General features: G+C 61.8%; 23 protein-coding genes and 2 pseudogenes. 11 read left to right on the top strand and 14 right to left on the bottom strand.

The genetic code is table 11. The features are described from left to right. Positions 1-34 precede the first annotated feature (34 nt). Positions 35-547 (top strand): multidrug/biocide efflux PACE transporter, encoded by a 513-nt coding sequence (locus AC07OP_RS07570; protein ID WP_043293516.1) that lies wholly within the window; start codon positions 35-37, stop codon positions 545-547. Here AC07OP_RS07570 and AC07OP_RS07565 read toward each other — a convergent pair. Then, positions 446-1,204, bottom strand: coding sequence for an SDR family NAD(P)-dependent oxidoreductase (locus AC07OP_RS07565; RefSeq protein WP_065939119.1), 759 nt, complete (start codon positions 1,202-1,204; stop codon positions 446-448). The genes AC07OP_RS07570 and AC07OP_RS07565 overlap by 102 nt on opposite strands. 105 nt (positions 1,205-1,309) lie before the next feature. On the opposite strand from AC07OP_RS07565, the gene AC07OP_RS07560 reads away from it, so the two are divergent. Continuing rightward, positions 1,310-2,206 (top strand): LysR family transcriptional regulator, encoded by an 897-nt coding sequence (locus AC07OP_RS07560; RefSeq protein WP_027605625.1) that lies wholly within the window; start codon positions 1,310-1,312, stop codon positions 2,204-2,206. Here the strand turns inward: AC07OP_RS07560 and AC07OP_RS07555 are convergent. After that, the gene (locus AC07OP_RS07555; RefSeq protein WP_027605626.1) at positions 2,203-3,120 is read right to left on the bottom strand and encodes a LysR family transcriptional regulator; all 918 of its coding nucleotides are present in this window, start codon (positions 3,118-3,120) and stop codon (positions 2,203-2,205) included. The two genes, AC07OP_RS07560 and AC07OP_RS07555, sit on opposite strands and share 4 nt — an antisense overlap. A gap of 104 nt (positions 3,121-3,224) precedes the next feature. Between AC07OP_RS07555 and AC07OP_RS07550 the strand changes: the two genes are divergently transcribed. Genes AC07OP_RS07550 through AC07OP_RS07540 form a run of 3 tightly spaced genes read left to right on the top strand, consistent with a single transcriptional unit; the run spans position 3,225 to position 5,889 of the window. After that, complete coding sequence (locus tag AC07OP_RS07550; RefSeq protein ID WP_495100558.1) at positions 3,225-3,980, top strand: 5-oxoprolinase subunit PxpA; 756 nt, start codon at positions 3,225-3,227, stop codon at positions 3,978-3,980. Between the two features lie 59 nt (positions 3,981-4,039). Continuing rightward, positions 4,040-4,918, top strand: a complete 879-nt coding sequence (locus AC07OP_RS07545; protein ID WP_495100559.1) for a 5-oxoprolinase subunit B family protein — start codon at positions 4,040-4,042, stop codon at positions 4,916-4,918. Continuing rightward, the gene (locus AC07OP_RS07540; protein WP_463575598.1) at positions 4,915-5,889 is read left to right on the top strand and encodes a 5-oxoprolinase subunit C family protein; all 975 of its coding nucleotides are present in this window, start codon (positions 4,915-4,917) and stop codon (positions 5,887-5,889) included. The genes AC07OP_RS07545 and AC07OP_RS07540 overlap by 4 nt, the downstream gene beginning before the upstream one ends. 61 nt (positions 5,890-5,950) lie before the next feature. Here the strand turns inward: AC07OP_RS07540 and AC07OP_RS07535 are convergent, their stop codons facing one another. The 4 genes from AC07OP_RS07535 to AC07OP_RS07520 form a co-directional block, all read right to left on the bottom strand. Beyond that, a complete protein-coding gene (locus AC07OP_RS07535) occupies positions 5,951-7,567 on the bottom strand; it encodes an inorganic phosphate transporter (protein WP_108574731.1) in 1,617 nt (538 codons plus the stop codon). Between the two features lie 165 nt (positions 7,568-7,732). After that, entirely contained in the window at positions 7,733-8,752 is a 1,020-nt protein-coding gene (locus tag AC07OP_RS07530) for a transporter (RefSeq protein WP_027605631.1), read from the bottom strand. Positions 8,753-8,900: 148 nt separating this feature from the next. Beyond that, positions 8,901-9,206 carry a PepSY domain-containing protein gene (locus AC07OP_RS07525; RefSeq protein ID WP_495100560.1) on the bottom strand — a complete coding sequence of 102 codons (306 nt, stop codon included), beginning with the start codon at positions 9,204-9,206 and terminating at the stop codon, positions 8,901-8,903. 100 nt (positions 9,207-9,306) lie between these two features. Continuing rightward, complete coding sequence (locus AC07OP_RS07520; protein WP_115487107.1) at positions 9,307-10,434, bottom strand: glycerophosphodiester phosphodiesterase family protein; 1,128 nt, start codon at positions 10,432-10,434, stop codon at positions 9,307-9,309. A gap of 232 nt (positions 10,435-10,666) precedes the next feature. Between AC07OP_RS07520 and AC07OP_RS07515 the strand changes: the two genes are divergently transcribed. Beyond that, the gene (locus tag AC07OP_RS07515; RefSeq protein WP_027605634.1) at positions 10,667-10,990 is read left to right on the top strand and encodes a DUF2025 family protein; all 324 of its coding nucleotides are present in this window, start codon (positions 10,667-10,669) and stop codon (positions 10,988-10,990) included. A 253-nt stretch (positions 10,991-11,243) separates the two neighbouring features. Here the strand turns inward: AC07OP_RS07515 and AC07OP_RS07510 are convergent, their stop codons facing one another. Both AC07OP_RS07510 and AC07OP_RS07505 read right to left on the bottom strand, forming a co-directional pair. After that, positions 11,244-11,567 (bottom strand): antibiotic biosynthesis monooxygenase family protein, encoded by a 324-nt coding sequence (locus AC07OP_RS07510; RefSeq protein ID WP_027605635.1) that lies wholly within the window; start codon positions 11,565-11,567, stop codon positions 11,244-11,246. Beyond that, positions 11,564-12,271, bottom strand: coding sequence for a CTP synthase C-terminal region-related (seleno)protein (locus AC07OP_RS07505; RefSeq protein ID WP_495100561.1), 708 nt, complete (start codon positions 12,269-12,271; stop codon positions 11,564-11,566). The genes AC07OP_RS07510 and AC07OP_RS07505 overlap by 4 nt, the downstream gene beginning before the upstream one ends. Before the next feature lie 80 nt (positions 12,272-12,351). On the opposite strand from AC07OP_RS07505, the gene AC07OP_RS07500 reads away from it, so the two are divergent. Beyond that, positions 12,352-13,233: a LysR family transcriptional regulator gene (locus tag AC07OP_RS07500; RefSeq protein WP_495100562.1), complete on the top strand. Its 882-nt coding sequence runs from the start codon at positions 12,352-12,354 to the stop codon at positions 13,231-13,233. Positions 13,234-13,265: 32 nt separating this feature from the next. Here AC07OP_RS07500 and AC07OP_RS07495 read toward each other — a convergent pair whose 3' ends face one another. The 5 genes and pseudogenes from AC07OP_RS07495 to AC07OP_RS07475 all read right to left on the bottom strand — a co-directional run bounded on the left by AC07OP_RS07495 (position 13,266) and on the right by AC07OP_RS07475 (position 17,331). Continuing rightward, the gene (locus AC07OP_RS07495) at positions 13,266-13,787 is read right to left on the bottom strand and encodes a DUF1003 domain-containing protein (protein WP_092358450.1); all 522 of its coding nucleotides are present in this window, start codon (positions 13,785-13,787) and stop codon (positions 13,266-13,268) included. A gap of 84 nt (positions 13,788-13,871) precedes the next feature. After that, positions 13,872-14,309 (bottom strand): annotated as a pseudogene (locus AC07OP_RS07490) (methyl-accepting chemotaxis protein); the annotation flags it as partial. Between the two features lie 111 nt (positions 14,310-14,420). Then, positions 14,421-15,191, bottom strand: a pseudogene (locus AC07OP_RS07485) (PAS domain-containing protein); the annotation flags it as partial. A gap of 264 nt (positions 15,192-15,455) precedes the next feature. Continuing rightward, positions 15,456-16,514, bottom strand: coding sequence for a diguanylate cyclase (locus tag AC07OP_RS07480; protein ID WP_092488883.1), 1,059 nt, complete (start codon positions 16,512-16,514; stop codon positions 15,456-15,458). Positions 16,515-16,704: 190 nt separating this feature from the next. Beyond that, on the bottom strand, positions 16,705-17,331 hold the full coding sequence (locus tag AC07OP_RS07475; protein ID WP_115487102.1) for a TetR/AcrR family transcriptional regulator: 627 nt from the start codon (positions 17,329-17,331) through the stop codon (positions 16,705-16,707). A 123-nt stretch (positions 17,332-17,454) separates the two neighbouring features. Here AC07OP_RS07475 and AC07OP_RS07470 point away from each other — a divergent pair, with 123 nt between their 5' ends. From AC07OP_RS07470 to AC07OP_RS07455, 4 genes are all read left to right on the top strand, one after another. Next, on the top strand, positions 17,455-18,513 hold the full coding sequence (locus AC07OP_RS07470) for an MBL fold metallo-hydrolase (protein WP_092488881.1): 1,059 nt from the start codon (positions 17,455-17,457) through the stop codon (positions 18,511-18,513). A gap of 108 nt (positions 18,514-18,621) precedes the next feature. Next, on the top strand, positions 18,622-19,407 hold the full coding sequence (locus AC07OP_RS07465) for a hypothetical protein (RefSeq protein ID WP_495100564.1): 786 nt from the start codon (positions 18,622-18,624) through the stop codon (positions 19,405-19,407). A 101-nt stretch (positions 19,408-19,508) separates the two neighbouring features. Next, positions 19,509-21,014 (top strand): amidase family protein, encoded by a 1,506-nt coding sequence (locus AC07OP_RS07460; protein WP_495100565.1) that lies wholly within the window; start codon positions 19,509-19,511, stop codon positions 21,012-21,014. An 86-nt stretch (positions 21,015-21,100) separates the two neighbouring features. Beyond that, positions 21,101-21,658, top strand: a complete 558-nt coding sequence (locus tag AC07OP_RS07455; RefSeq protein WP_495100566.1) for an AAA family ATPase — start codon at positions 21,101-21,103, stop codon at positions 21,656-21,658. Here AC07OP_RS07455 and AC07OP_RS07450 read toward each other — a convergent pair. Continuing rightward, on the bottom strand, positions 21,588-21,968 hold the full coding sequence (locus AC07OP_RS07450) for a helix-turn-helix domain-containing protein (protein WP_115487098.1): 381 nt from the start codon (positions 21,966-21,968) through the stop codon (positions 21,588-21,590). The two genes, AC07OP_RS07455 and AC07OP_RS07450, sit on opposite strands and share 71 nt — an antisense overlap. Positions 21,969-22,053: the final 85 nt, after the last annotated feature.

Below are 22,053 nucleotides of genomic sequence, written 5' to 3'. Positions count from 1 at the left end.
TGATGGCAACCATCGTCACTCACGGAGCCGGGTCATGAACCCTACCAAGTCGATTACTGAACGTGTTTGCCAGGCCATTGGTTTCGAAGCCCTGGCGTTGTTGATCTGCACCCCGTTGCTGGCGTGGATCATGGACAAGCCTGCCCTGGAGATGGGCATGGTCACTCTGGCGATCAGCCTGTTGGCGCTGGCCTGGAACGTGATTTTCAACGGCCTGTTCGACCGCCTCAAGGCGCGCCTGCAACTGGCCAGCAACGGTTGGACCCGCGTGCTGCACGCCTTGATGTTTGAAGGTGGGTTGATCCTGGTGTGTGTACCGCTGATTGCCGCCTGGCTGAACATCAGCCTGGTGCAGGCGTTTATCCTCGACATAGGCGTACTGCTGTTTTTTCTGCCGTACACCTATGTGTATCACTGGGGGTATGACGTCCTGCGCGACAAGCTCCTACAGAAACATGCCGCCCGACGCCTCGATACGCTGGCCGGTGATCCAGGCACTACCGTCGGCGAGCAGGCTGGCAATCGCGCCGCCGATATCGTCCGGTAACCCGGCGCGGCCCAAGGCGGTATTGCTGGCGACCATGGCGTTGAGGTTGGCGTTGTCGCGCACGGCACCACCGCCGAAGTCGGTTTCAATGGCGCCGGGGGCCAGGATGTTAACGCTGATGCCACGCCCGCCCAGCTCTTTGGCCTGGTAGCGGGTCAGCACTTCCATCGCGCCTTTCATGGCGGCGTAAGCGGCGTAGCCGGGCAGGCTGAAGCGCGCCAGGCCACTGGAAATATTGACGATGCGCCCACCGTCGCGGATCAACGGCAACAGCTGTTGGGTCAGGAAAAACGGACCCTTGAATTGGATCGCCACCAATTGATCGAACTGCGCTTCGGTGGTCTCGGCGAAGCTGGCGTGAATGCCGATACCGGCATTGTTGATCAGAAAATCGAAGCGGTCCTGTGCGAAAACGTCCTTGAGCACGCCAGCAACCTCACCGACGAAATCAGCAAACGTCGCGCTCTGGCTCACGTCCAGTTTCAGCATCGCGGCACGGCCGCCCAGCTGTTCGATCTGTGCGACCAATGCCTGCGCTTCATCGGCCTTGCTGTGGTAAGTGCCAATGATGTCGACGCCTTGTGCCGCCAGGTGCAGGGCGGTGTTTTTGCCCAGGCCACGGCTGGCCCCGGTGATCAATGCGATTTTACGGGTCATGGTGCAGTCCTCTGATGTGATCGTGGGAAGAAGTGTATTTGTCCGTGGATAACGTGATAAACAGCGCTATACCGGAATCACTGGCCGGATAAGGCGAACAATCCCATGAACAAACTGGAGCTGCTGCGCACCTTTGTGCGCGTCACTGAGCTGTCGAGTTTCACCGGTGCCGGCGAGAGCCTGGGCCTGCCGCGCTCCACGGTGTCGGAACATGTGCAGGCGCTGGAAGAGCTGCTCGGCGCCCGCCTGTTGCAGCGCACCACGCGCAAGGTGCAGGCCACCCAGGATGGCCGCGTGCTGTATGAGCGCAGCAAGGATTTGCTCGCGCACATGGAGGAGTTGGAAGGGCTGTTTCGCCAGGACGAAGCGCAACTGGCCGGGCGGATTCGGGTGGACATGCCCAACATGATGGCGCGGGACCTGATCCTGCCGCGTCTGCCGCAATTCATGGACGCGCACCCGCTGATCGAACTGGAGATCAGCACCACCGACCGCCAGGTCGACCTGCTCGCCGAAGGCTTCGATTGCGTGCTGCGCGTGGGCGCGCAGCCGGACCAGAGCGTGGTGGCGCGGCTGCTGTGCAGCATGCCGATGATCAACTGCGCGAGCGCCACCTACCTGCAACGCTATGGCGTGCCCCGGACACTGGCCGACCTCGCCGACCATCACCTGGTGCATTACGTGCGGCCGTTGGGTTCACGCTCGGCGGGGTTTGAGTACGTGCAGGGCAACAAGGTGCTGCGCATTCCCATGGGCGGGCGGGTCACGGTCAACAGCACCGATGGCTACAAGTCCGCCTGCCTGGGCGGTTTCGGGATTATTCAGGTGCCGGCCCTGGGCATGGGTGACGAATTGGCCAGCGGGGAGCTGGTGGCTGTCCTGCCGGACTATCCCGCACCACCGCTGGATGTATCCCTGCTCTACGCCGGGCAGCGACATTTACCTCTGCGGGTGCGGGTGTTCATGGACTGGCTGGCGGCCATTCTGCATTCGCAGCTTTAACGCCGCGCCGACAGCTGTTGCGGCGCCAGGAAGGCGTCGTGGAAGTAATCGCGAAATGCCTGCATTGCCGGGGTAAAGGCGCGTTCGCGGTGCCAGGCCAGGCCGACGCTCATGGGCGTGACGGGGTCGGTGACGGTCAGGGTTTCGATGCGCTTGCCTTCCAGCGACCAGGGCCGGTGCACCAGGTCCGACAGGATCGCCACGCCGCTGCCATTGGCGACCATGCTGCGCACCGCCTCCACCGAACTGGTGCGCAGCCGCACCTTGGGCGTTTGCCCGGCCTGTTCCCAGTACCGCATGGCGCTGTGTTCGGCCTCATCGACGGTGAGCAGGATGTACGGCTCCTGCGCCACATCCGCCAGGCTCACCGCACCGCGTTCGCATAATGGGTGATGGCTGGGCAGCCATAAACGACGTTCCGAGTTGAACAGGATTTCCGAGACGATCGCCGGGTGAGTGAGGTTCGCGGTGAGGACCACGGCCATGTCGAACTGGCCGTCGAGCAGGCCCTGTTCGATGGCCTGGCGCTCCTGCTCGAACACCTCCAGAGTCACATCCGGGTGCCAGTGCTCCATGCGCTGCAGGTGGTGCGGCAGGAAGTAACCCAGCACCGTGTAGCTGGCCGCCAGCCGCAGCACGCCGCTGGCGCGGTAGTCGGGCAACGGGCTGTTCAGCGCATCGTCGACACTGCGCACAATCACGTAGGCGCGGTTGAGAAAGTGGCGCCCGGCATCGGTCAGGTTCATGCCCTGGGCCGAGCGCACAAACAGCTGCACGCCGAGCAGCGCTTCCAGCTCCTTGATCGCCGTGGTCACGGCAGACTGGGAGATGTTCAGGTGAATCGCCGCCTGGGAAATCTGGCCGATTTCGGCGGTGGCCACGAAGTAGCGGATTTGGCGCAAGGTCAGGGACATGGATTTATCTGATTTTCAGAAGATAGGTCATCTGATAATAGATCTTCCCAAGGGGTCAAGCCGCAGCCTACTTTCGAGCATCACCTTTTGGCGGAGCGCCCCCGATGCAGGCAGTGGATTTCAATTCAGACATGGGCGAAGGCTTCGGTCCCTGGACCATCGGCGACGGCGTCGACGCGGAGCTGATGGCCTATATCAGCTCGGCCAATATCGCCACCGGCTTCCATGCCGGCGACCCCGGCACCATGCGCCGCACCGTCGCGCGTGCCAAGCAATTGGGGGTGGCCATCGGTGCGCATCCGGGCTTTCGCGACATGGTGGGCTTCGGTCGTCGGCATATCCATGCACCCGCCCAGGAACTGGTGGACGACATGCTCTATCAACTGGGTGCCCTGCGCGAAATCGCCCGCGCCCAGGGCATGACCCTGCAACACATCAAGCCTCATGGCGCGCTCTACATGCACCTGGCCCGCGACGAAGAAGCCGCGCGCCTGCTGGTACAGAACCTGCAAATCATCGAGCCGACGCTGTTGCTGTACTGCATGCCCAACTCGGTGATCTGGCGCGTGGCCAAGGAACTCGGGCAGCCGGTGGTGCGCGAATTCTATGCCGACCGTGAGTACGATCTAACCGGCTCCATTGTGTTTACCCGCAACGTACGTGCGCTGGATCCGGCCACGGTCGCGGCCCGTGTCCTACGGGCGTGTCAGACGGGGCTGGTGCGTACCGTAGAAGGCGAAGACCTGTTTATTGAATTCGACTCCATCTGCCTGCACAGCGATACCCCCGGCGCGCTGGAGTTGGTGGAGGCCACCCGTGAAGCGTTGGACCAGGCCGGTATCACAGTCAAGACCCCCTAATAAGATCGTACATTTACTTTTTTGCCTGCCTTTCTATAACGATTCCAAGAGGAACAGACATGGCTGAAACGTCCCCCATCCGCTACAGCTTCGGCGGTGATGAACACTTGTTCGCCGAAGTCAGCGAGAGCATGTCCCTTGAGGCTTTTTTCAAGGGCATGGCCGTGACCCGTGCCGTGGAACGCCTGGCGCTGGAGGGCGTGCTGGATGTGTGCCTGGCCAATGCCTCGTTCCAGATTCGCTTCGACCCCGACCGCATCGCCCCCCATGTGCTGCTCGACGCCGTGCAGAGCGCCGAAGCCCAGGCCGTGGCCGAACGCACCCTGCACACGCGCATCATCGAAATCCCGGTGCTCTATAACGACCCCTGGACCCATGAAACCCTGATGCGGTTTCGCGACCGCCATCAAGACCCCGCTGGCACCGACCTGGAATACGCCGCGCGCATCAATGGCCTGGCCGATGTCGAAGCGTTTATCGCCGCCCACAGTGGTGCGCCGTGGTTTGTCTCGATGGTGGGTTTTGTCGCGGGCTTGCCGTTCATGTTCCAGATGGTCGAGCGCGAGCGGCAGTTGCAGGTGCCCAAGTACCTGCGCCCGCGCACCGACACGCCGAAACTGACCCTCGGCCATGGCGGTTGCTTCGGTTGCATCTACTCGGTGCGCGGCGCCGGCGGCTACCAGATGTTCGGCGTGACCCCGGCGCCGATCTACGACCCGGCGCAGCAGCTGGCCTACCTCAAGGCGCATATGGTGTTTTTCCGGCCGGGTGACATCGTGCAATTCAAACCCATCGACCGGGACGCCTACGACCTGGCGGTTGCCGAGGTGGAGGCAGGACGTTTCGACCTGCGCATTCGCCCGGTGGAATTTTCCCTCGATGCGTTTCTCGCCGACCCCATCGGCTATCCGAAAACCCTGCAGGAGGCGCTGGCATGATCAAGGTCCTCAAACCCGGCCTCGCCACCTCTGTGCAGGACCTGGGCCGCGAAGGTTATTACCATCTGGGCATTCCGCCATCGGGTGCTTTGGACCAATACGCCCTGAGTGCGGCCAATCATCTGGTGGGCAACCCGGTGGGCGCGGCCGGCCTGGAATGCACCTTGATTGGGCCGGAATTGGAGTTTCAGCGCGATACCCTGGTCGCACTCAGCGGTGCGTTGATGTCACCGCGCCTGGACGGCGAAGTGGTGCATCAGGACACCGCCTTTGAGGTGCGCGCCGGGCAGGTGCTGCGTTTCGAATTTCCCAAGGCCGGTGCCCGCACTTACCTCGCCGTCGCCGGTGGCATTGACGTGCCGTTGGTGCTTGGCAGCCGTTCCACCTACACCCTCGGCGCCCTTGGTGGTTTCCACGGGCGACGCTTGCAGGCAGGCGATGAGCTGCCCATCGGTGACGCCAGCGGTCTCGGGCGGGCAGGCAACAGTTTGCCGATGGCATTGCGCCGCTCGGTGGGCGGCGATGTCACGTTGCGCGTGGTGCCGGGGCTGTATTACGAGCGCTTGACCGCGGGTGCCAAGCGCAGTTTTTTTGCCGAACCGTGGACGGTCGGCTCCGAGGCGGACCGCATCGGCTACCGCTTCAAGGGCGGCAGTGCGCTGAGCTTTGAACCGCGTGAGCAGCCGTTCGGCGCGGGGTCGGATCCGTCGAATATCGTCGACAGTTGCTACCCCATCGGTTCGATCCAGGTGCCGGCGGGGTTGGAGCCGATTGTGCTGCACCGCGATGCGGTATCCGGCGGTGGCTACGCGATGATTGGCACGGTGATCAGTGCCGACCTGGACTTGATCGGGCAGATGCAGCCGAACCAGCGGGCGGGGTTTGTGGCGGTGACGTTGGAGCAGGCACTGGAGGCGCGGCGGGTGTACAAGAAGCGGCTCAAGGCCATGGCGGGACTCTTCAACAACTGACAGGACACACATCCAAATGTGGGGGGAGCAAGCCCCTCCCACATTTTCAATCTTGGGTTGGTCAGAAGAGTTGGGTGAACAGCCAGTAGAGGCTGCCCGACAACACAATCGCCGCCGGCAAGGTGAGCACCCACGCCATCAGCAAATTGCGGATGGTCCGCATCTGCAGCCCACCCCCATTGGCCACCATGGTCCCCGCCACACCCGACGACAACACGTGGGTGGTCGACACCGGTAGCCCGAACATATCCGCTGCGCCAATGGTCAGCATCGCCACCGTCTCGGCCGAGGCGCCCTGGGCGTAAGTCAGGTGAGTCTTGCCGATCTTCTCGCCCACGGTGACCACGATGCGCTTCCAACCGACCATGGTGCCGAGCCCCAGGGCGATGGCCACGGCGATCTTGACCCACAGCGGAATAAAGCGCGTGGCATCGTCGATCTGTTGCTTGAACAGTTGCAGCTTGCCTTGGGTGTCGGCGTCGAAATTGCCGACCTTGCCTTTGTCCATCAGGCGAATGGTTTCGCTGCTCAGGTACATGTCGTTACGCACGTTGCCCACGGCTTCGGCGGGGACTTTGGCGAGGGAACCGTAGCCTTTGACCTGGTCACCGATCTGGCCGGCGAGGGCGGCGAGGGCCGGAATCAACTCGGGCGTGGCTTCCTTGGTGCGCATATAGGTCGACAGCACCGGCCGCGGGTCACCCGCCAACGCCAGCGGCGCTGTTTTCATCAGCGCCACCTGGGTCACTTCGGCGACTGCGGCGAACTGCAACGACTGTTCGGCCGGCATGGTGCGGTTCAGCGCATAGGCCATGGGCAGGGTGCCCACCAGGATCAGCATGATCAGGCCCATGCCTTTTTGCCCATCGTTGGAGCCGTGGGCAAAGGACACGCCGGTGCAGGTGGCGATCAGCATGCCGCGGATCCACCACGGCGGCGGGGTGTCGCCCTTGGGGGCCTTGTACAACGCACGGTTTTTCACAAAGGCGCGCAGGGCCAGCAACAGCAAGGCGGCGAAGGCGAAGCCGATCAGTGGCGAGAGCAGCAGCGCATAACCGATCTTGATCGCCTGGCTCCAATCCACACCGCTGGTGCCGTCACGCCCGTGCATCAAGGCATTGGCCACGCCGACGCCGATGATCGAACCGATCAGGGTGTGGGACGACGAGGCCGGCAAACCCAGCCACCAGGTGCCGAGGTTCCACAGGATCGCGGCGATCAGCAAAGCGAAGATCATCGCGAAGCCGGCCGATGAACCCACCTGCAGAATCAGCTCCACCGGCAGCAAGGCAATGATGCCGAACGCCACCGCGCCGCTGGACAGCAGCACACCGAGGAAATTGAAGAAGCCCGACCACACCACCGCAAACTGCGGCGGCAGCGAGTTGGTGTAGATCACCGTCGCCACCGCGTTGGCAGTGTCGTGGAAACCGTTGACGAACTCGAAACCCAGGGCAATCAACAGCGCCACACCCAGCAGCAGGAACGGCGTCCACGTGGTGAGCTGGGCGCCCATTTCGTGCATGTCGTGCATGAGGCTGTAGGCGGTAAACAACAGGCCCATGGCAAGCACGGCGAAGAAAACGATCACCGTCACCAGGCCGGGTTTCTTGTCCAGGCGCGGTTTTGAGTCGACGGAGGATGAGTGCGTGGAGGCAGTCAGGGAAGGGGTGGCCATGCCGGGGCATCCGTGTGGGGAGGATGCCGCTCATATTCATTGCAGAATGTTACAGCGATGCTGCCGCAAATCATTGTTTAGGTAATTGGATCTGCCACTGGTCTACAAAACACCGTAGTCCTTATGGGGGAGGGGCGGTGCGACGATTCGACCGTTGATTGCATTTCAATTTGAAAACTTGCGAAACGCCCAGCGCCCGGCGATCAGCGTGAAGGTCGCGACCAACGCCACCAGGATCCAGAACCCCTCGGGGTCCTGGGAAAGTGGCACACCGCCCACGTTCATGCCGAAAAAACCGGCGATGATATTGATCGGCAACGCCAGCACCGTCACCACGGTAAGGGTGAACAGCGTGCGGCTGCTCTGCTCGTTGAGGTTGGCGGCGATCTCTTCCTGCAGCAGCTTGATCCGTTCGCCCAGCGCCGTCAGGTCGTTGATGATCAGCGCAAACTCCTCGGTGGATTTGCGCAACTCCTTCACGTCTTCCTTTTGCAGCCATTGCGGCGGGCGGTTGAGCAGGCGCAGCAGCGAACCCGGTTCCAACGCGAGCAGGCGTTGCAGGCGCACCAGCACCCGGCGCGCCGCCCCCAGTTCCGCGCGGTTGGTGGACAGGCGCGAGGACAGCAACTGGTCCTCGATATGGTCGACGCTGATGCTGGTCTTGCGCACGATCTGGGTCAGCACTTCCCCCTGGTCGCGCAGCAGGTGCACCAGCAGTTCCAGCGGCGAGCGAAAGCGTTCGCCGGCCTTCACCGACGAGCGCAACTTGTCCACCGAGTGCAAGGGTTGCAGGCGTGCGCTGATCAACAGCCGGCTGCGGGCGCAGACCCACAGCGTTGAAATATCCGACGAAACCATGCTGCTGAAGTTGAACACCACGTCGTTGACCACCGCCAGCAAGGCTGAGTCGACGTGTTCGATGCGAGTGGAGCGCGAGCCTTCGTGCAGGGCCTCGAAGAATTCTTCGGGTAAATCCAGGTTGGCCTGCATCCAGCGTTCGCAGGCGGCGTGGGCCAGGTTCAAGTGCAGCCACAGGAACTCTTCCGGGTCGGCGGGTTGCTGCAAGGCCGCGAGGGCCGCGGCCGAATCAATCTGTTCGCCCTTTTCACCGGGACGAAAACGAAAACCGTAAAGCAAGCCAAACAGGTCGGAGTCCTGGTGGCTGTGGTCGAGGCTGTGGTTCATGGAGACTCGCAGAGAAAGCGCCTGTAGGACGTTTCACAGGTTCGCGTGGGCGAATCATTGCAAGGAGGTATGACAGTTATATGACGTTTTAACGGCGCACATAAAAAAACGCGCCACCCGGAGGTGGCGCGTTTTTTCGAGGTTCAACTCAAGTGTCTTGCTTGTTTTCCAGCACCGCGCCCGTCTTGGCGTCGAGCTTCACTTCAAAGCGCTTGCCGGCGGTGTCGGTCAGGTCGACTTCGTAGACCAGTACCCCGTTTTTGTGGTCCAGCTCGGTGTCGGTGATGCTGCTACCGGCGTGGGTGGCCACGGCGGCGGCGTTGAGTTTCTCGAACGGCATCACGGCGCCGGACTTGAGCAGGCCTTCAATCTGGTCCGGACGAACATCGGCCTGGGCCAGGCCGGCGGTCAGGGTCAGGGCGGTGGCGGTGAACAGGGCGGTCAGGGTTTTCATGGTGTGTGTCCTTCTCTGGTGAGCTGTTTAAGTGGCGCCAGATTAACCGGCGCAACTTAACTCATCCTTAATGGCGCACTGACACCAATGCCCGACTCACTCAGTACTTATAGTCGTTCAGCAGGTCCTGAACGCTGGACGACGGCCAGCGCTTGTAGAACTTCAGCAGCTCGGCGGCGCGATTGGTGAAGATGCCGTCGACGCCGGCTTTCATCACTTTGTCGAAGTCGACCGGCTCATCCACGGTGTAGACGTGCACCAGCAGGCCCTTGTCGTGGGTCAGCTTGTTCATTTCAGGTTTCACCAGGTCGGTGTAGCTCTGGTCGCCATGGGCGGTCAGCTCAGCCGATGGGCCGGTGCCGATGGCGCCGAGGCGCTTGGCTTCGTCGACCCACTTTTCGAACTCGGCGGCGTCTTTCGGCTCTTGCTTGGCGTAATAGGCGGCCTTGGTCGGTTCGCCGGATTCGGCAAAGGTCTGCGTGGATTTCGGCTCGATGCTGCCCGGGCCAACCCATAACAGCAGGATTTTCGGGGTGTTCGGCATCTCTTTCTGCAGCTCTTTCAAGCTGTCTTTTTCAAACGTCTGCAGCACCACACGGCCCTTGCCCTGGCCGACGCCGGTGTTGCTCTTGCCCAGCTTGGAGCCGGCGGAGCTCAACCAGCCTTTATCCAGCAGCTTGTTTTTCAGGTCGGCTTCGATACCCGGGAATTGCTTGGGCTCCTTGGTTTCGATGTACAGGCCGGGTTTGTGCTGCGGGTTGCCTTCGGCGATCTTGATGATGTCGTCCAGGCTCAGGATCTTCAGGCCAACGAAACCTGGACGCGCACGGTCCGGGTACGCAGCGTTGAACCAGCTGCCGGCGTCGAGGGTTTGCAGTTCTTTCCAGGTGAACTCGTTGGCTGGGGCGTCCTTGCGCTCAGGGAACTTGGTGGCAACGTCGGTGGTGCGCTGCAGGTTGTTGTCATGCAGGGCGAACAGCACGCCGTCCTTGCTGCGCTGCAGGTCCAGTTCCAGGTAGTCGGCACCCAGGTCGCGCGCGACTTTGTAGGCGGCGGCGGTGGATTCCGGCGCGTCGTAGGACGCGCCACGATGAGCGATCACGGCGGGGTAGGGAATGCCTTCGTTTGTCGCCAATTCAGCCGGGCTGATCGGTTCGGCAGCCTGTGCCTGGCCGAGGCCAAGCGCCAGTGCGAGCAGCAGGGCGCTCTTGGAAAACGTGACAGGCATATGCGAAGTCCTTTCGTGGAGGTAGCTTTGAGAAGGCCTCCTTTTTAACAATTGATTGCGAAAGGCGCTATCACCAAACCGACATTAACGTGCGCACGTGCCAATTTTCTCGGTTTTTTTGCGCGGCATTGCAGTACTCTTGCTCGCAGCCGCCCCGCTAGAGGACGGTATTTTCTGCCACGCGTGTAAACCATCTTTCCAGTCCCTGTGGGACTTTTCAGTGAGGTTTACCATGCGCATCACCTCCGAGCTTATCTGCCAGGCCGCCGACCAACTCCACGGTTTTGTTGGCCTCAACCGCAAGACCGGCCAGTACATCGTGCGTTTCAGCGAAGACTCCTTCGGCATGGACGTGGCCGACGACGGCATTATCCCCACCGCTGAATTTGTCTGGCTGCCGGCCCCCGAGCAGACCATGACCCTGTCCCGCGAGCGTATCCAGTTGCTGCTCGACCAGAATATCGACGACCGCATCAACATCAGCGAGCCGTTGCGCGTGTACATGAAACGGGTGGAAATTCCACAGATCAGTGCGCTGCGCAGTCTGGTGAGCTAGACGGCATAGGCGGTGAGCGAGCGTTCTGTGGCAGGCCGGCTTGTTGTGATGAGCTGGCTTGCTGTGGTGAGCGGGCTTGCCCCGCGCTGGGCTGCGAAGCAGCCCCAATTCAGTTGACGCGGTTCTCCTGACTAACCGCAGCGTCTGGTTCAGGGGCCGCTTCGCGCCCCAGCGCGGGGCAAGCCCGCTCACCACAACAGACCCGCTCACCACAACAGGCCTGCTCGCCACAGAGGGCCAGGCGATACGACGGTTACTGGCCTTGGAATGTGTAGGCCCGCTCCACCTTGCACACCCGTGTCTGAAACGCCGAGTACCAGGTGGCGCGTCCTTGTTCGCGCACCGCCCGGTGCTCGGCCTGCTGCTTCCAGGCCAGGATCGCCGCCTCGCTGCTCCAGTAGGACACGGTAATCCCCAGGCCATCCTCCCGCGCCGATTCCACCCCGAGAAACCCCGGTTGATCGCGAGCCAACTCCAGCATGCGGGCGGCGGCCTGGCCGTAGCCTTGATCGCCGTCGGTGCGCAATGAGCTGAAAATCACCGCGTAGTAGGGTGGGGCCGGGGTCTTGGCGATCATGCGTATTGCTCCTGGCACGCCTTGAGCAAGGCAATCGCCAAAGGCGGCGTGACGCCCTTGAGGGCGGCGCGTTCAGGCTGGAACAGGGTGGCAACGAAAAATGGATGGTCGAGCAACTCCACCGCGCGCAGATCGCCGGCCGCATCATGTCCGCTGGGAATCATCTCGCGCTCGAGCAGGGCATCGGCGAATTCGGGGTTGATGCCGTAGCGGCAGCGGTAACCTTCCTCGATGTCAAGACGACCGTAGGCCTCGGCGATGCGCGTGTAGGGTGTCAGGCGCAGGCTGTCGGTGGCGTCAACCAGTGCGCAGCTCAGGGGGGTGATCACTGCGCGTTCGGCGCCCGGCGCCAGCTCGCCATGTTCGGCATCGGCCCAGCCCAGCACGTTGCGGGCGTATTCCAGCACCGCGTGTTGAAAACCACCGCAAGTGCCGAGGAAAGGTCGCCGCTGTTCGCGGGCAAAACGGATCGCCCGCAACGCGCCGTCGGTGTCGCGGTAGGGGCTGGCGGGCACGCACCAGAAACCGTCGAAGCCGTGCAGTTCAGTGGTGGGCGTGAGGGTGTCGGTGTCGAGCCATTGCATTTGAACCTGCAAGCCGAGGGTTTCGCCGGCCCGTTGCAGCGCGACGGGAATGGCCTGGTGCGCGATGACATCGGGGTTGTAATCGCCGATCAGGGCGAGGTGCAGGGTGGTGGCTTTCATCGTGTGCGTCCCATGGCTTGTGGTGTCCTGATGCGCACTATAGATTGGCGCGCACGCAATCAATATTGGCATTTGCCCACATGTTCAATGCAGCCACGCACTATCAACTCGATTACCCCGACCTGTCGCTGATCCTCGCCCTGGTGCGTGGCGGCACCCTGGCGCGGGCGGCGGCATTGTTGCGGGTGGATGTGTCCACGGTGTTCCGCGCGGTGCGACGGCTGGAGGCCGCATTGGGCCAAACGCTGTTTGAAAAAAGCCGCGCCGGCTACCTGCCCACCAACCTGGCGAGCAACCTGGCGCAGCAGGCCGAACGTGCCGAACACGCGCTTGAGGCGGCGCGCATCGGCGTGGAGCAGGGCGGCGAGGTGATCAGCGGCACGGTGCGCCTGACCTGTACCGACTCGGTGCTGCAAGGGCTGCTGCTGCCGGCGCTGGCGCAGTTCATGCCGGACTACCCGGCGCTGACCCTGGAGCTGAGCACGTCGAATGATTTCGCCAACCTCAGCCGCCGCGATGCCGACATCGCCCTGCGCCTGACCAGGACTCCGCCGGCGCATCTGGTCGGGCGTTGCCTGGGGGCCGTGGCGTATCAGGTGTGTGCCAGCCCCACGTACGCGGATCAACACGCCGCACGCTCACTGGCGGACCTGGCGTGGATCGCGCCGGACGACTTCCTGCCTGACCACCCCACGGTGACCTGGCGCCGCGAACACCTGCCCGGCGTACGTCCCAGCTATCGCTGCAACAGCATGTTGTCGGTGACCGAACTGGTGCGGGCCGGGTTGGGGGTGGCGGCGCTGCCGGACTTTCTGTTGGATGACGGCCTGCAACCCCTGGGCCCCGCGTTGGCCGGGCACGACACCGCGTTATGGCTGCTGACGCGCCCCGATTGCCGCGCATTGCGCTCGGTGGTGACGCTGTTCGATGAGTTGGGCCGGCATGTGCAGATGAAACCCTGACACACCCTCCCTCCCACATGGCATTCGCGTTGTTATTGAGGTTTTCGCACGTAATGCTCATGCATTTCGCACGTCAGGGTTTCGATGTGTTCGGTCAGTTGCTTGGTCATTTCCGTCAGCCGGGTGTTTTGCTCCAGCAATTCGAGCAACTGTCTGGTGGTTTGCGCGGCCTGGGCCTGGCGTTCGGTATTGGCGATGGCCAGGGCTTCACGGTGTTGCGCGTCGGCGTCGGACTGGGCTTTGTCGCGGGCCGCCTGGCGCGTCTGGGCCAGCAGGATCAGCGGCGCGGCATAGGCGGATTGCAGGCTGAAGGCCAGGTTGAGGAGGATGAACGGGTACACGTCGAAGTGGGTAATGCCGGTCACGTTCAGCGCCACCCACAAGATCACGATCGCGGTTTGCGCACCGAGGAAGGTCGGTGTACCAAAGAAGCGCGCAAAGGCCTCGGCCTTGAGGGCAAAGGTATCGTTGCCGAAGGTCGGCGCCAGGTGGGCGTGGCGGCGGTGAAAACGCAGGTGATCGACGGGGGCGGTTTCGGGCTTGTCGGGGGTCATGGTCGGCTCGGGTCATCAACGTTAAGACAGTGAATCACTATAGTCCTGGCGACCTGTCTTACACATGAATAACCCGTGGCCTACTTAGTGGGCACCCCGCTCATTGGCAAACGCACTCACCGCGTGCACCGCCTCGCTGGTGCCTTCGCGAATCTGCAGCATCACCGTACCGGCCTGGTCGGCCAACTCCACGCCCTGGGCGGCGCGGTCGCGGGTCGCGTCCATGCTGTCGATGGCTTGGCGGGTTTCAGCCTGGATCACCGCGATCATGCTGGAAATCTCCGTGGTGGACCCGCTGGTGCGCGCCGCCAACTGCCGCACTTCATCGGCCACCACGGCAAAACCACGGCCTTGTTCACCCGCGCGCGCCGCTTCGATAGCGGCATTGAGTGCCAGCAGGTTGGTTTGTTCGGCAATACCGCGAATGGTGTTGACGATGGTGGTGATCTGCTGCGAGCGCTCGCCCAGCTTGGCGATCAGTTGCGAGGAGTTGTCGATGTCCGAGGAAATTTCACGCATGCCGCTGGCTGTTTTCTGGATCACGTCGGCGCCTTTTTCTGCCATGTCCTGGGTGTGCAGCGACAGGTGATAGGCCTGGGCGGCGCTCTGCGCGTCAGCGGCATGTTGTTGCACGCGCGCGGTGATGTCCGAGGCGAACTTCACCACTTTGCGCAGGCGTCCGCTGGCGTCGTACACCGGGTTGTAGCTGGCTTCGAGCCAAACGGGCCGGCCGTTTTTATCCACGCGCTCGAACTGGCCGCTGAACAATTCACCCTGGTTCAGGCGTCGCCAGAACTCGCTGTAGGCTGAGCTCGCGGCGGTCTCTGGGGTGCAGAACAGACGATGATGCTGGCCCTGGATCTGCGCCAGGCTGTAGCCCATGCGCTGCAGGAAGTTGGCGTTGGCGGTGATGATCGTGCCGTCGAGGTTGAACTCGATGACGGCCATGGCCCGGCCGATGGCTTCCAACTTGGCGTTGGCCTCGCTTTCGGCCTGCAGGCGCGGGGTAACGTCCAGGGCGTACTTGACCACTTTGATCACACGGCCCGCGTTATCACGCACCGGGGTGTAGCTGGCTTCCAGCCACACCGACCGACCATTGCCGCCCACCCGTTCGAAGGTACCTGATTGGAACTGACCCTTTTGCAGGTTGGCCCAGAGTTGCTGGTACTCGGCGCTGCGGGCGAAGGCGGGCGTGCAGAACATCCGGTGGGATTGGCCTTCGATCTGTTCGGCGCGGTAGCCCAGGGTACTGAGGAAGTTGTCATTGGCCCGCAGCACGAGGCCTTGCGGATCAAATTCGATCACCGCCATGGAGCGTTCGATGGCGTCCAGCAGGCTGGCCTGGTGAGCCACGGTGTGTTGCAGGGAATCAATGGTTTTCTTATGGGCGTTGAATAGCATATTCGGGGGCTCGGGCAAGCACGCGTCTGGGAGGATCCATGTATAGGCGCCTGCCTCCGTAAGGCATTTGCCCTACGGTTGACCTGCTCATTGTCAGCTCCCTTGTGCTGACAGCGGGGGGTGGAACAACGGGTTAAGAGTCATCAGCCTGACAAGAAGTTCGCCCCATGGGCAGGACCATTTTTGGGTAGGCGACCAATGGAGGCATTATGCTATCTAGTGCGGGGCTGCACGGAGGATTCAGACCTGTGTCGCAGGACAACGTCAGGCGGAACAGGCTATCCGGTCGTCGTTGACACTGACTCGATTACGCCCGGTGTCCTTGGCGGCATAAAGTGCCCGGTCCGCCGCGTTCAGCCACATGGCTGCGTCGGTGAAGCGCGGCTGGAAGTCCGCCAGGCCGATGCTCAGGCTGACGCGCAATTCCGGTATGTGCGGGGTGCGGTAGTTGCCGAATGTTTCGCGCATCTGCTCCATGATCTGCGCCGCTTGCTCCAGAGGCATTTGCGGAAGAATCACACAGAACTCATCGCCACCGTAACGTCCGGCCAGGTCGTTTTCCCGCAGGTTGCGCCGCAGTTCCAGGCTCAGTTGCCGCAGCACCGTGTCGCCGACGATATGGCCGTGGGTATCGTTGATCCGCTTGAAGTGGTCAATATCGATCAATGCGATGGTGGCGTGGCTTTGCTGCTGCTGGCACTTGTGGAACTTGAGGTGCAGCAGGTCTTTCCACGAGCCGTGGTTGAGCAGGCCGGTGAGGCTGTCGGTGCGGCTCAGGGCACTGAGGGCGCGTTTATGTTCCGAGAGCTTGATCGCCAGTTGATAACAGACCATGCCGATGGCCATGGGGTAGAGGGTCAGCATCGGCAGGCAGGAGTAGACCTGCAGCAGGCTGACGTCGGGGTTGAACTGGATGCCGAACAGCGCCCACGCCACGCCGATCCCCAGCCCCTGGGCGAGCAGTCCACGCAGGAACAGGCGCCGGCCGCCGGCGGCGACGTTGTTCATGGTCATCATCGACAGGATGGTCACGGCTGTCAGCGGCGTGAACTGCGTGGCCGCCGCCCAGAACCCGCCGAGTACCGAGTCATACAGAAAGTTGCGCTGTTCAGCCTGGTAAGGGAATGGCGAGCGGGTGGACAGCTGGTACGCCAGGTGCGCCCAGGCAAACCCATTGAACAGCAGTAATGCCCAGACCCAGCCCGGCATGGCGAGCGGGTACAGGGCGCCGGTAACGCTGATGCTGCCGACACCCAGGCCGATGATCCTTGGCTGGTAGATACGCCGGGCAAATGAGAGCCCTTTGCCTCGTCTGTTTTCCATAAATTCCTGGTTCAGCTGTTTTCCACATTTACCGCGGCGCGCGGTCACCGGATCGACCGTTGATCGCATAAGGCCTGTGAATATTGTCAGTTATTCCCATAGGAATAATCAGTGGCCTTCCAGGCCATTTGCGCAAAACAGAGGGCGAATGCGTCAAAAGCGACCAGGAATGTCGCTCCTGCAATGGTTTTTACTCGGGGCGGGGGGCGCTGACTTCATAGCCGGCCAGGAACAGGTCAATGGCCGACTCAATGACGCGCGCCTGGTGGGCGGCATCCAGGGTCGGCTGGCCCAACGTGATCTGCGGCCAGAACGCGAAGGCCTTGAGCAGGCTTTGGATCTGGTGGGCGGCAAACGCCGGGTCGGTGCAGGAGAGGCGGCCGTCTTCCTGGGCGGCGCGTACCCACTGGGTAAAACCTTCTTCGCGCTGGCTCAGGCGGGTGACCATGTCTTGCGCGCGTTCCGGTGAGTGGATGGTGGCGGCGATGGCTACCCGGGCCAGATCGAGGAAGTTGGTGTCCGACATCATCTTCATCTTGGCTTCCAGCAACCCGCGCAATTGTTCGCGCAGCGGGCGCTCGCTGGTGTAGCTGACGTCGAGTTGGGCGGCGCTGCTGGCCCAGAGCTGGTGAAGGATTTCGGCGAACAGTTCTTCCTTGCTGGCGAAATGGTTATACACCGTGCGCTTGGACACCCCAGCGGTGGCGGCGACCTTGTCCATGCTGGTGACCTCGAAGCCGTTATCGCGAAACTCAGCGATGGCCGCTGCCACGATGGCTTGGCGTTTGCGGTCGGTGAGGCGTTGAGGGGCAGTCATGGGTGGCGTTCGGCTCTTGAGGGTAAATTACACTGGGTAGTTTACTTGCTTCGGATTTTGTTGCAATCTTGAAACTACACTGTGCAGTGTAACTTATGAGCGGACCGTAGGAGTCACTCTGTAATGGCCACCATCTCAACCCGCCTCAAGTCTCCACCTGCGGCGCCCAAGCCTGCCGAGCAGGACCTGGGGCGCTTCAGCAACGAGGCCCCCGTGCAACACGGTGGCTTTGGCAAGACCTTGCGTATCTTCTGGAACATGCTGTTTAACAAGCCACGCAGCACGCGGCCGGTGGGGCAGATCCCGGTGCAACCGCTGACCCGCGAGCAATTGTTGGCGGCGCCTGATCACAGCGTGTTCCGCCTGGGGCATTCCACCGTGTTGCTGAAAATGCGCGGCAAGTTCTGGCTGACCGACCCGGTGTTCGCCGAGCGTGCCTCGCCATTCAGTTGGGCTGGCCCCAAGCGTTTCCACCAGCCGCCTATCCGTCTTGAAGAGCTGCCGCCCCTGGAGGCGGTGATTCTTTCCCACAACCACTACGACCATCTTGACCATAAGGCTGTGGTCCAACTGGCCGACAAGACCCGTTACTTTCTCGCGCCGCTGGGCGTGGGCGACATCCTGGTCAAGTGGGGTGTCGACGCCAGCAAAGTGCGGCAGCTGGATTGGTGGCAAGGCACCGAGGTGGATGGCATTCGCTTTGTCGCCACGCCGGCGCAGCACTTTTCCGGGCGCGGCCTGTTTGATGCCAACCAGACCCTCTGGTGTTCCTGGGTGATGATCGACGGCACGCGCCGCATCTTTTTCAGCGGCGACACCGGCTATTTCGACGGCTTCAAACGCATCGGCGAACAGTACGGCCCGTTCGATCTGACGTTGATGGAAACCGGTGCTTACAACGTCGACTGGCCCCATGTGCACATGCAGCCGGAGCAAACCCTGCAAGCGCATATCGACCTCAGGGGCCGTTGGCTGCTGCCGATCCACAACGGCACTTTCGACCTGGCGTTCCATGCCTGGCATGAACCTTTCGACCGCATCATGGCACTGGCGTGGGAGCGCAATGTGTCGATTACCACACCGCCGATGGGCCAGGCGTTCAGCTTGAACCAGCCGGAGCGTGGATATGCATGGTGGCTGGAAGTGGAAACCCAAGGTGCACAAGAGCACCTTGTGGGCTGAGGGCGCAGAGGTAATGGAAAAGGAGTTTTCAAGCTGTTTCGGGCCTGCGACAGGCTCCGCAGAAGAATGCGATGATTCCCGGAAAATGATTTCAGGGGAGGCGTTCCGATGGACAGCCAATGCAGAAAGTTTTTGCGAGGGGATGCGGTTTGCCAAGTGGGCCAGCCGTTGTCTGCGCTTTTGGATATGACCTATTCGGCGCCTTCATGCCCCCGCCCTTCCACCGATCAAGCGCCCCCCCGCAGTATCGCGTTTGATGTCGATCCCCACCCTCAAACCCACCCCAATGGTGGCGTCCTGATCCCCGGGTATAACGTACCGGCACTTCCCATCAGACCCATGCGTGATCCCTCATTGATGCTGATTGCCTTAAGCGGTATCGAACCAGAGGGCCAGGTGATGGTGGAGGTTCCGCTGGTGCAGAACAACAGTCCCTTTACCGCCATGCAAGTGTTGGCCGGCAGGCGCGTGGGGTATGCCGACCGATATGGGCGTGGCGATGGTCACGAACCGATTCAACACCGTGCGCCTTTCATACGGGCGCTGGACGTTTTGCGCCGGGCCGGGGCGCAACTGATGCCGGTGCCGGCGCAACGGGTCGACGGCACCCTCACGTTCAACCTGCACACGCATAATGAAATCGATGAACTTGTAAATGAGTACCGGCTGGATGCTCTCGTGTCGGACAGCCAAAGTGCTGCATTCCATGGCGCGTGCTGGAGTGGTTACCCGAGGTTTGGCGAGGCTCTCGATGGCGGTGGGACGTTGTGGCTCTACGGTGCACGATGGTCGAAGGAATCGTTGGCGGCGCTGGCGCAGGGTTATCGCAATGCTTGTTGCCTGGAAAATGCACAGCATGGGCTACCGAGTGTGTTGAACAATCCCACGGGTTGAACTGCCTGCATCAGGCAGGATGGGGAGAGGGAAGTTTTTAGACTGGCGCACGGCTCAATGATGGTCCTTCGTCATTTCTTACTCTTCTCCCGAGGTGGTTCATGTTTGGAATTGGATATGGTGTGAATTCGTTTGTCAGCCATGCGGCGTCTTGGATGGGGTTGCCGTTGACAGCCGATACCTCCAAACCGGTACCGCCGGGAACGGAATGGGCCAGTGTTCGCGCGCTCAGTGAACAAATGGCCAGGCCAGGCGGGCTCACGTCGGAAGATCTGGTCACTTTCCTGCAGGAGCGCATTCGCAAACGCGACCCTGGATTAAACGCCATCATCGAGCTCAACCCCCAGGCGCTGGAGATTGCTCGCGAGCTGGATCGCGAGCGCGCCAGCGGCAAGGTCCGAGGACCGCTGCATGGCATTCCCGTGCTCCTCAAGGACAATATCGAGACGGGCGACTCCCAGCAAACCAGCGCAGGCGCCTTTGGGTTGGTGGGGGCTGCGGCGATCAAGGACGCGTTTATCGTCGAACGCCTGCGCCAGCAAGGCGCAGTGATCCTGGGCAAAACCAACCTGACCGAACTGGCCGGCTTTCGCGGCAGCCCCGACGGTTTCAGCCAGCGGGGCGGGCAAACGCTCAACCCGCATCAAGCGGACGCAGAGGTGGGTGGGTCAAGCTCGGGCTCGGCTGTAGCGGTCGCGGCTGGTTTGGCGCCCTTGGCCGTCGGCACCGAAACCAATGGTTCGATCGTGGTCCCGGCGGCGTTTAACGGGGTGGTCGGATTCAAGCCGAGCGTGGGCGTGCTGAGCCGCAGCGGCATCATTCCTGCCAGCCATCGACAGGACACGCCGGGGCCCATGACGCGTTCGGTGTTTGATGCCGCGTTGTTGCTCAACGCCATGTCGGGCAGCGACCCTCAGGATTCAGCCAATGTGGATGCCCCCCAAGGCATTGACTACACCGCGTTGCTCAAGCCTGGCGCCTTGAAGGATAAACGTATTGGTTATCCCGCAACCTTTTCCGTGAATGGTGAAAACCTGCCGGTGGACAATAGCCCTCAGTTTCAAAAAACCCTTGATGTGCTTCGCGCACAAGGTGCAGTACTCGTACCGGTAAACATGCGGCTGGCGGATGCATCACGCTATGGCGAACTATTGTTTGCTGATGTGAAGAGTGAGTTGAATGATTACTTGGACAAGCGCGGTGGGCTGCCGGTCAAGTCAGTTTCCGAGTTGATCGCGTTCAATGAAAAACGCGATGGCAGCGACACCGACCACCAGCCGCTGCTCAAGGAAATCGACGCATCCACCCTGACATCCGAGGAGCGCAAGCCGCTATGGGATGCACTTATCCAGGATTTTCGCAGCACAGTGGATGAGCTGATTGACGGTGAAAAGCTCGATGCCGTGGTGTCAGACTTTGAAACGAACAGCTATTTTGCAGTCGCAGTGGCCGGTTATCCGGGGATCTCGGTACCTTCCGGCAAAGACGAGCACGGCATGCCGGCCAGTGCATACTTCTTTGGTGCCCGCTGGACCGAACCCACACTGCTTGCCGTAGCCCATGGCTACGAGCAAGCCGCGAAGGCAGGTTCCAGGACCGGGCGTTGAACAATAGACGGTTGTTGGGCGTTGGCGTTTACAAACGCAAGGGCTGACGCCTTCAAAAGATACACTCAATGCGATGGAGGGACGCCATGGCCTATCGAATTCATATCCTCGGTGCTGCGGGGGCGGGCACTACCACCCTGGGCAGGGCCTTGGCAGAGAGTCTGAACGTCGCTTACTTCGACACTGACGATTTCTACTGGCAGCAAACCGACGCCCCCTTCACCGTTGCCCGGCCCAAGGATGAACGCATTCGCCTGCTGCAGGAGCAGACTGCGGGCCTGGAAGGCTGGGTGCTGTCCGGTTCACTGTGCGGCTGGGGCGACCCGATGATCGCGCAGTTCACCCACGTGGTGTTCCTGCGCCTCGACCCGCACGTGCGCCTGCACCGCCTGCGCCTGAGGGAAGTGCAACGCTACGGTGATGAAATCCTGGAAGGTGGCAGTCGCCACGAGAACAGCGTCGCCTTCCTGGCCTGGGCCGCTCGTTACGACAACGGCAACCACAGCCTACGCAGCCTGCGTCGGCATGAAACCTGGTTGGCGGCACTGACCTGTCCGGTGATCCGCTTGGACTCTACGCACCATTCGGTTGGGGCGCTGGTGAATCAATTGATGCCGCTGTTGAGCCCATCAACCGCGACATAATGTTTTGTGCTGCGGGTTCGGCAGGGGCGGTGTCAAACCGCCGTACACTCATGCCCCACCCCGGCGCAAACCCCGGAAAAAACACCAGCCCCTGCGCCTCAAACCGAAACGCCAATGCCAGGCGGGCTTCATCAGCCACGTCGCCCTGGCTTTCGAACTGTTGGATGGCATCCACCGTCACACCCGCCTGGCGGGCCAGCTCCTCGCGGCTCCAGCCCAGCATCGCGCGGGCCTGTACGCTGTGTTTGGCGGTGAATTGATGCAGGACGATCTGCTGTTCTACGAAAGAGCTCATTGCCAGGGAGGACATGGGGTTTCTCCAGGGTTCGACGGGGGAGGACAAACTATACTGTGTTTTTGTACAGTTGTTTTGACCGCTCATCAACTGGATGCTT

It is taken from the genome of Pseudomonas sp. GW821-FHT09D08 (assembly GCF_059416305.1).
Note: the sequence above shows the minus strand (reverse complement) of the source record. Positions and strands in the feature narration are given on the sequence as shown.

Bases quoted from the DNA above. Each gene is read 5' to 3' on its own strand.
- AC07OP_RS07530 (WP_027605631.1), bottom strand. From the start codon at position 8,752: ATGAACCACAGCCTCGACCACAGCCACCAGGACTCCGACCTGTTTGGC.
- AC07OP_RS07540 (WP_463575598.1), top strand. From the start codon at position 4,915: ATGATCAAGGTCCTCAAACCCGGCCTCGCCACCTCTGTGCAGGACCTG.
- AC07OP_RS07470 (WP_092488881.1), top strand. From the start codon at position 17,455: ATGGCCACCATCTCAACCCGCCTCAAGTCTCCACCTGCGGCGCCCAAG.
- AC07OP_RS07550 (WP_495100558.1), top strand. From the start codon at position 3,225: ATGCAGGCAGTGGATTTCAATTCAGACATGGGCGAAGGCTTCGGTCCC.
- AC07OP_RS07460 (WP_495100565.1), top strand. From the start codon at position 19,509: ATGTTTGGAATTGGATATGGTGTGAATTCGTTTGTCAGCCATGCGGCG.
- AC07OP_RS07500 (WP_495100562.1), top strand. From the start codon at position 12,352: ATGTTCAATGCAGCCACGCACTATCAACTCGATTACCCCGACCTGTCG.
- AC07OP_RS07520 (WP_115487107.1), bottom strand. From the start codon at position 10,434: ATGCCTGTCACGTTTTCCAAGAGCGCCCTGCTGCTCGCACTGGCGCTT.
- AC07OP_RS07555 (WP_027605626.1), bottom strand. From the start codon at position 3,120: ATGTCCCTGACCTTGCGCCAAATCCGCTACTTCGTGGCCACCGCCGAA.
- AC07OP_RS07570 (WP_043293516.1), top strand. From the start codon at position 35: ATGAACCCTACCAAGTCGATTACTGAACGTGTTTGCCAGGCCATTGGT.
- AC07OP_RS07465 (WP_495100564.1), top strand. From the start codon at position 18,622: ATGGACAGCCAATGCAGAAAGTTTTTGCGAGGGGATGCGGTTTGCCAA.
- AC07OP_RS07545 (WP_495100559.1), top strand. From the start codon at position 4,040: ATGGCTGAAACGTCCCCCATCCGCTACAGCTTCGGCGGTGATGAACAC.
- AC07OP_RS07515 (WP_027605634.1), top strand. From the start codon at position 10,667: ATGCGCATCACCTCCGAGCTTATCTGCCAGGCCGCCGACCAACTCCAC.
- AC07OP_RS07495 (WP_092358450.1), bottom strand. From the start codon at position 13,787: ATGACCCCCGACAAGCCCGAAACCGCCCCCGTCGATCACCTGCGTTTT.
- AC07OP_RS07525 (WP_495100560.1), bottom strand. From the start codon at position 9,206: ATGAAAACCCTGACCGCCCTGTTCACCGCCACCGCCCTGACCCTGACC.
- AC07OP_RS07480 (WP_092488883.1), bottom strand. From the start codon at position 16,514: ATGGAAAACAGACGAGGCAAAGGGCTCTCATTTGCCCGGCGTATCTAC.
- AC07OP_RS07565 (WP_065939119.1), bottom strand. From the start codon at position 1,204: ATGACCCGTAAAATCGCATTGATCACCGGGGCCAGCCGTGGCCTGGGC.
- AC07OP_RS07535 (WP_108574731.1), bottom strand. From the start codon at position 7,567: ATGGCCACCCCTTCCCTGACTGCCTCCACGCACTCATCCTCCGTCGAC.
- AC07OP_RS07455 (WP_495100566.1), top strand. From the start codon at position 21,101: ATGGCCTATCGAATTCATATCCTCGGTGCTGCGGGGGCGGGCACTACC.
- AC07OP_RS07510 (WP_027605635.1), bottom strand. From the start codon at position 11,567: ATGATCGCCAAGACCCCGGCCCCACCCTACTACGCGGTGATTTTCAGC.
- AC07OP_RS07450 (WP_115487098.1), bottom strand. From the start codon at position 21,968: ATGTCCTCCCTGGCAATGAGCTCTTTCGTAGAACAGCAGATCGTCCTG.
- AC07OP_RS07505 (WP_495100561.1), bottom strand. From the start codon at position 12,271: ATGAAAGCCACCACCCTGCACCTCGCCCTGATCGGCGATTACAACCCC.
- AC07OP_RS07475 (WP_115487102.1), bottom strand. From the start codon at position 17,331: ATGACTGCCCCTCAACGCCTCACCGACCGCAAACGCCAAGCCATCGTG.
- AC07OP_RS07560 (WP_027605625.1), top strand. From the start codon at position 1,310: ATGAACAAACTGGAGCTGCTGCGCACCTTTGTGCGCGTCACTGAGCTG.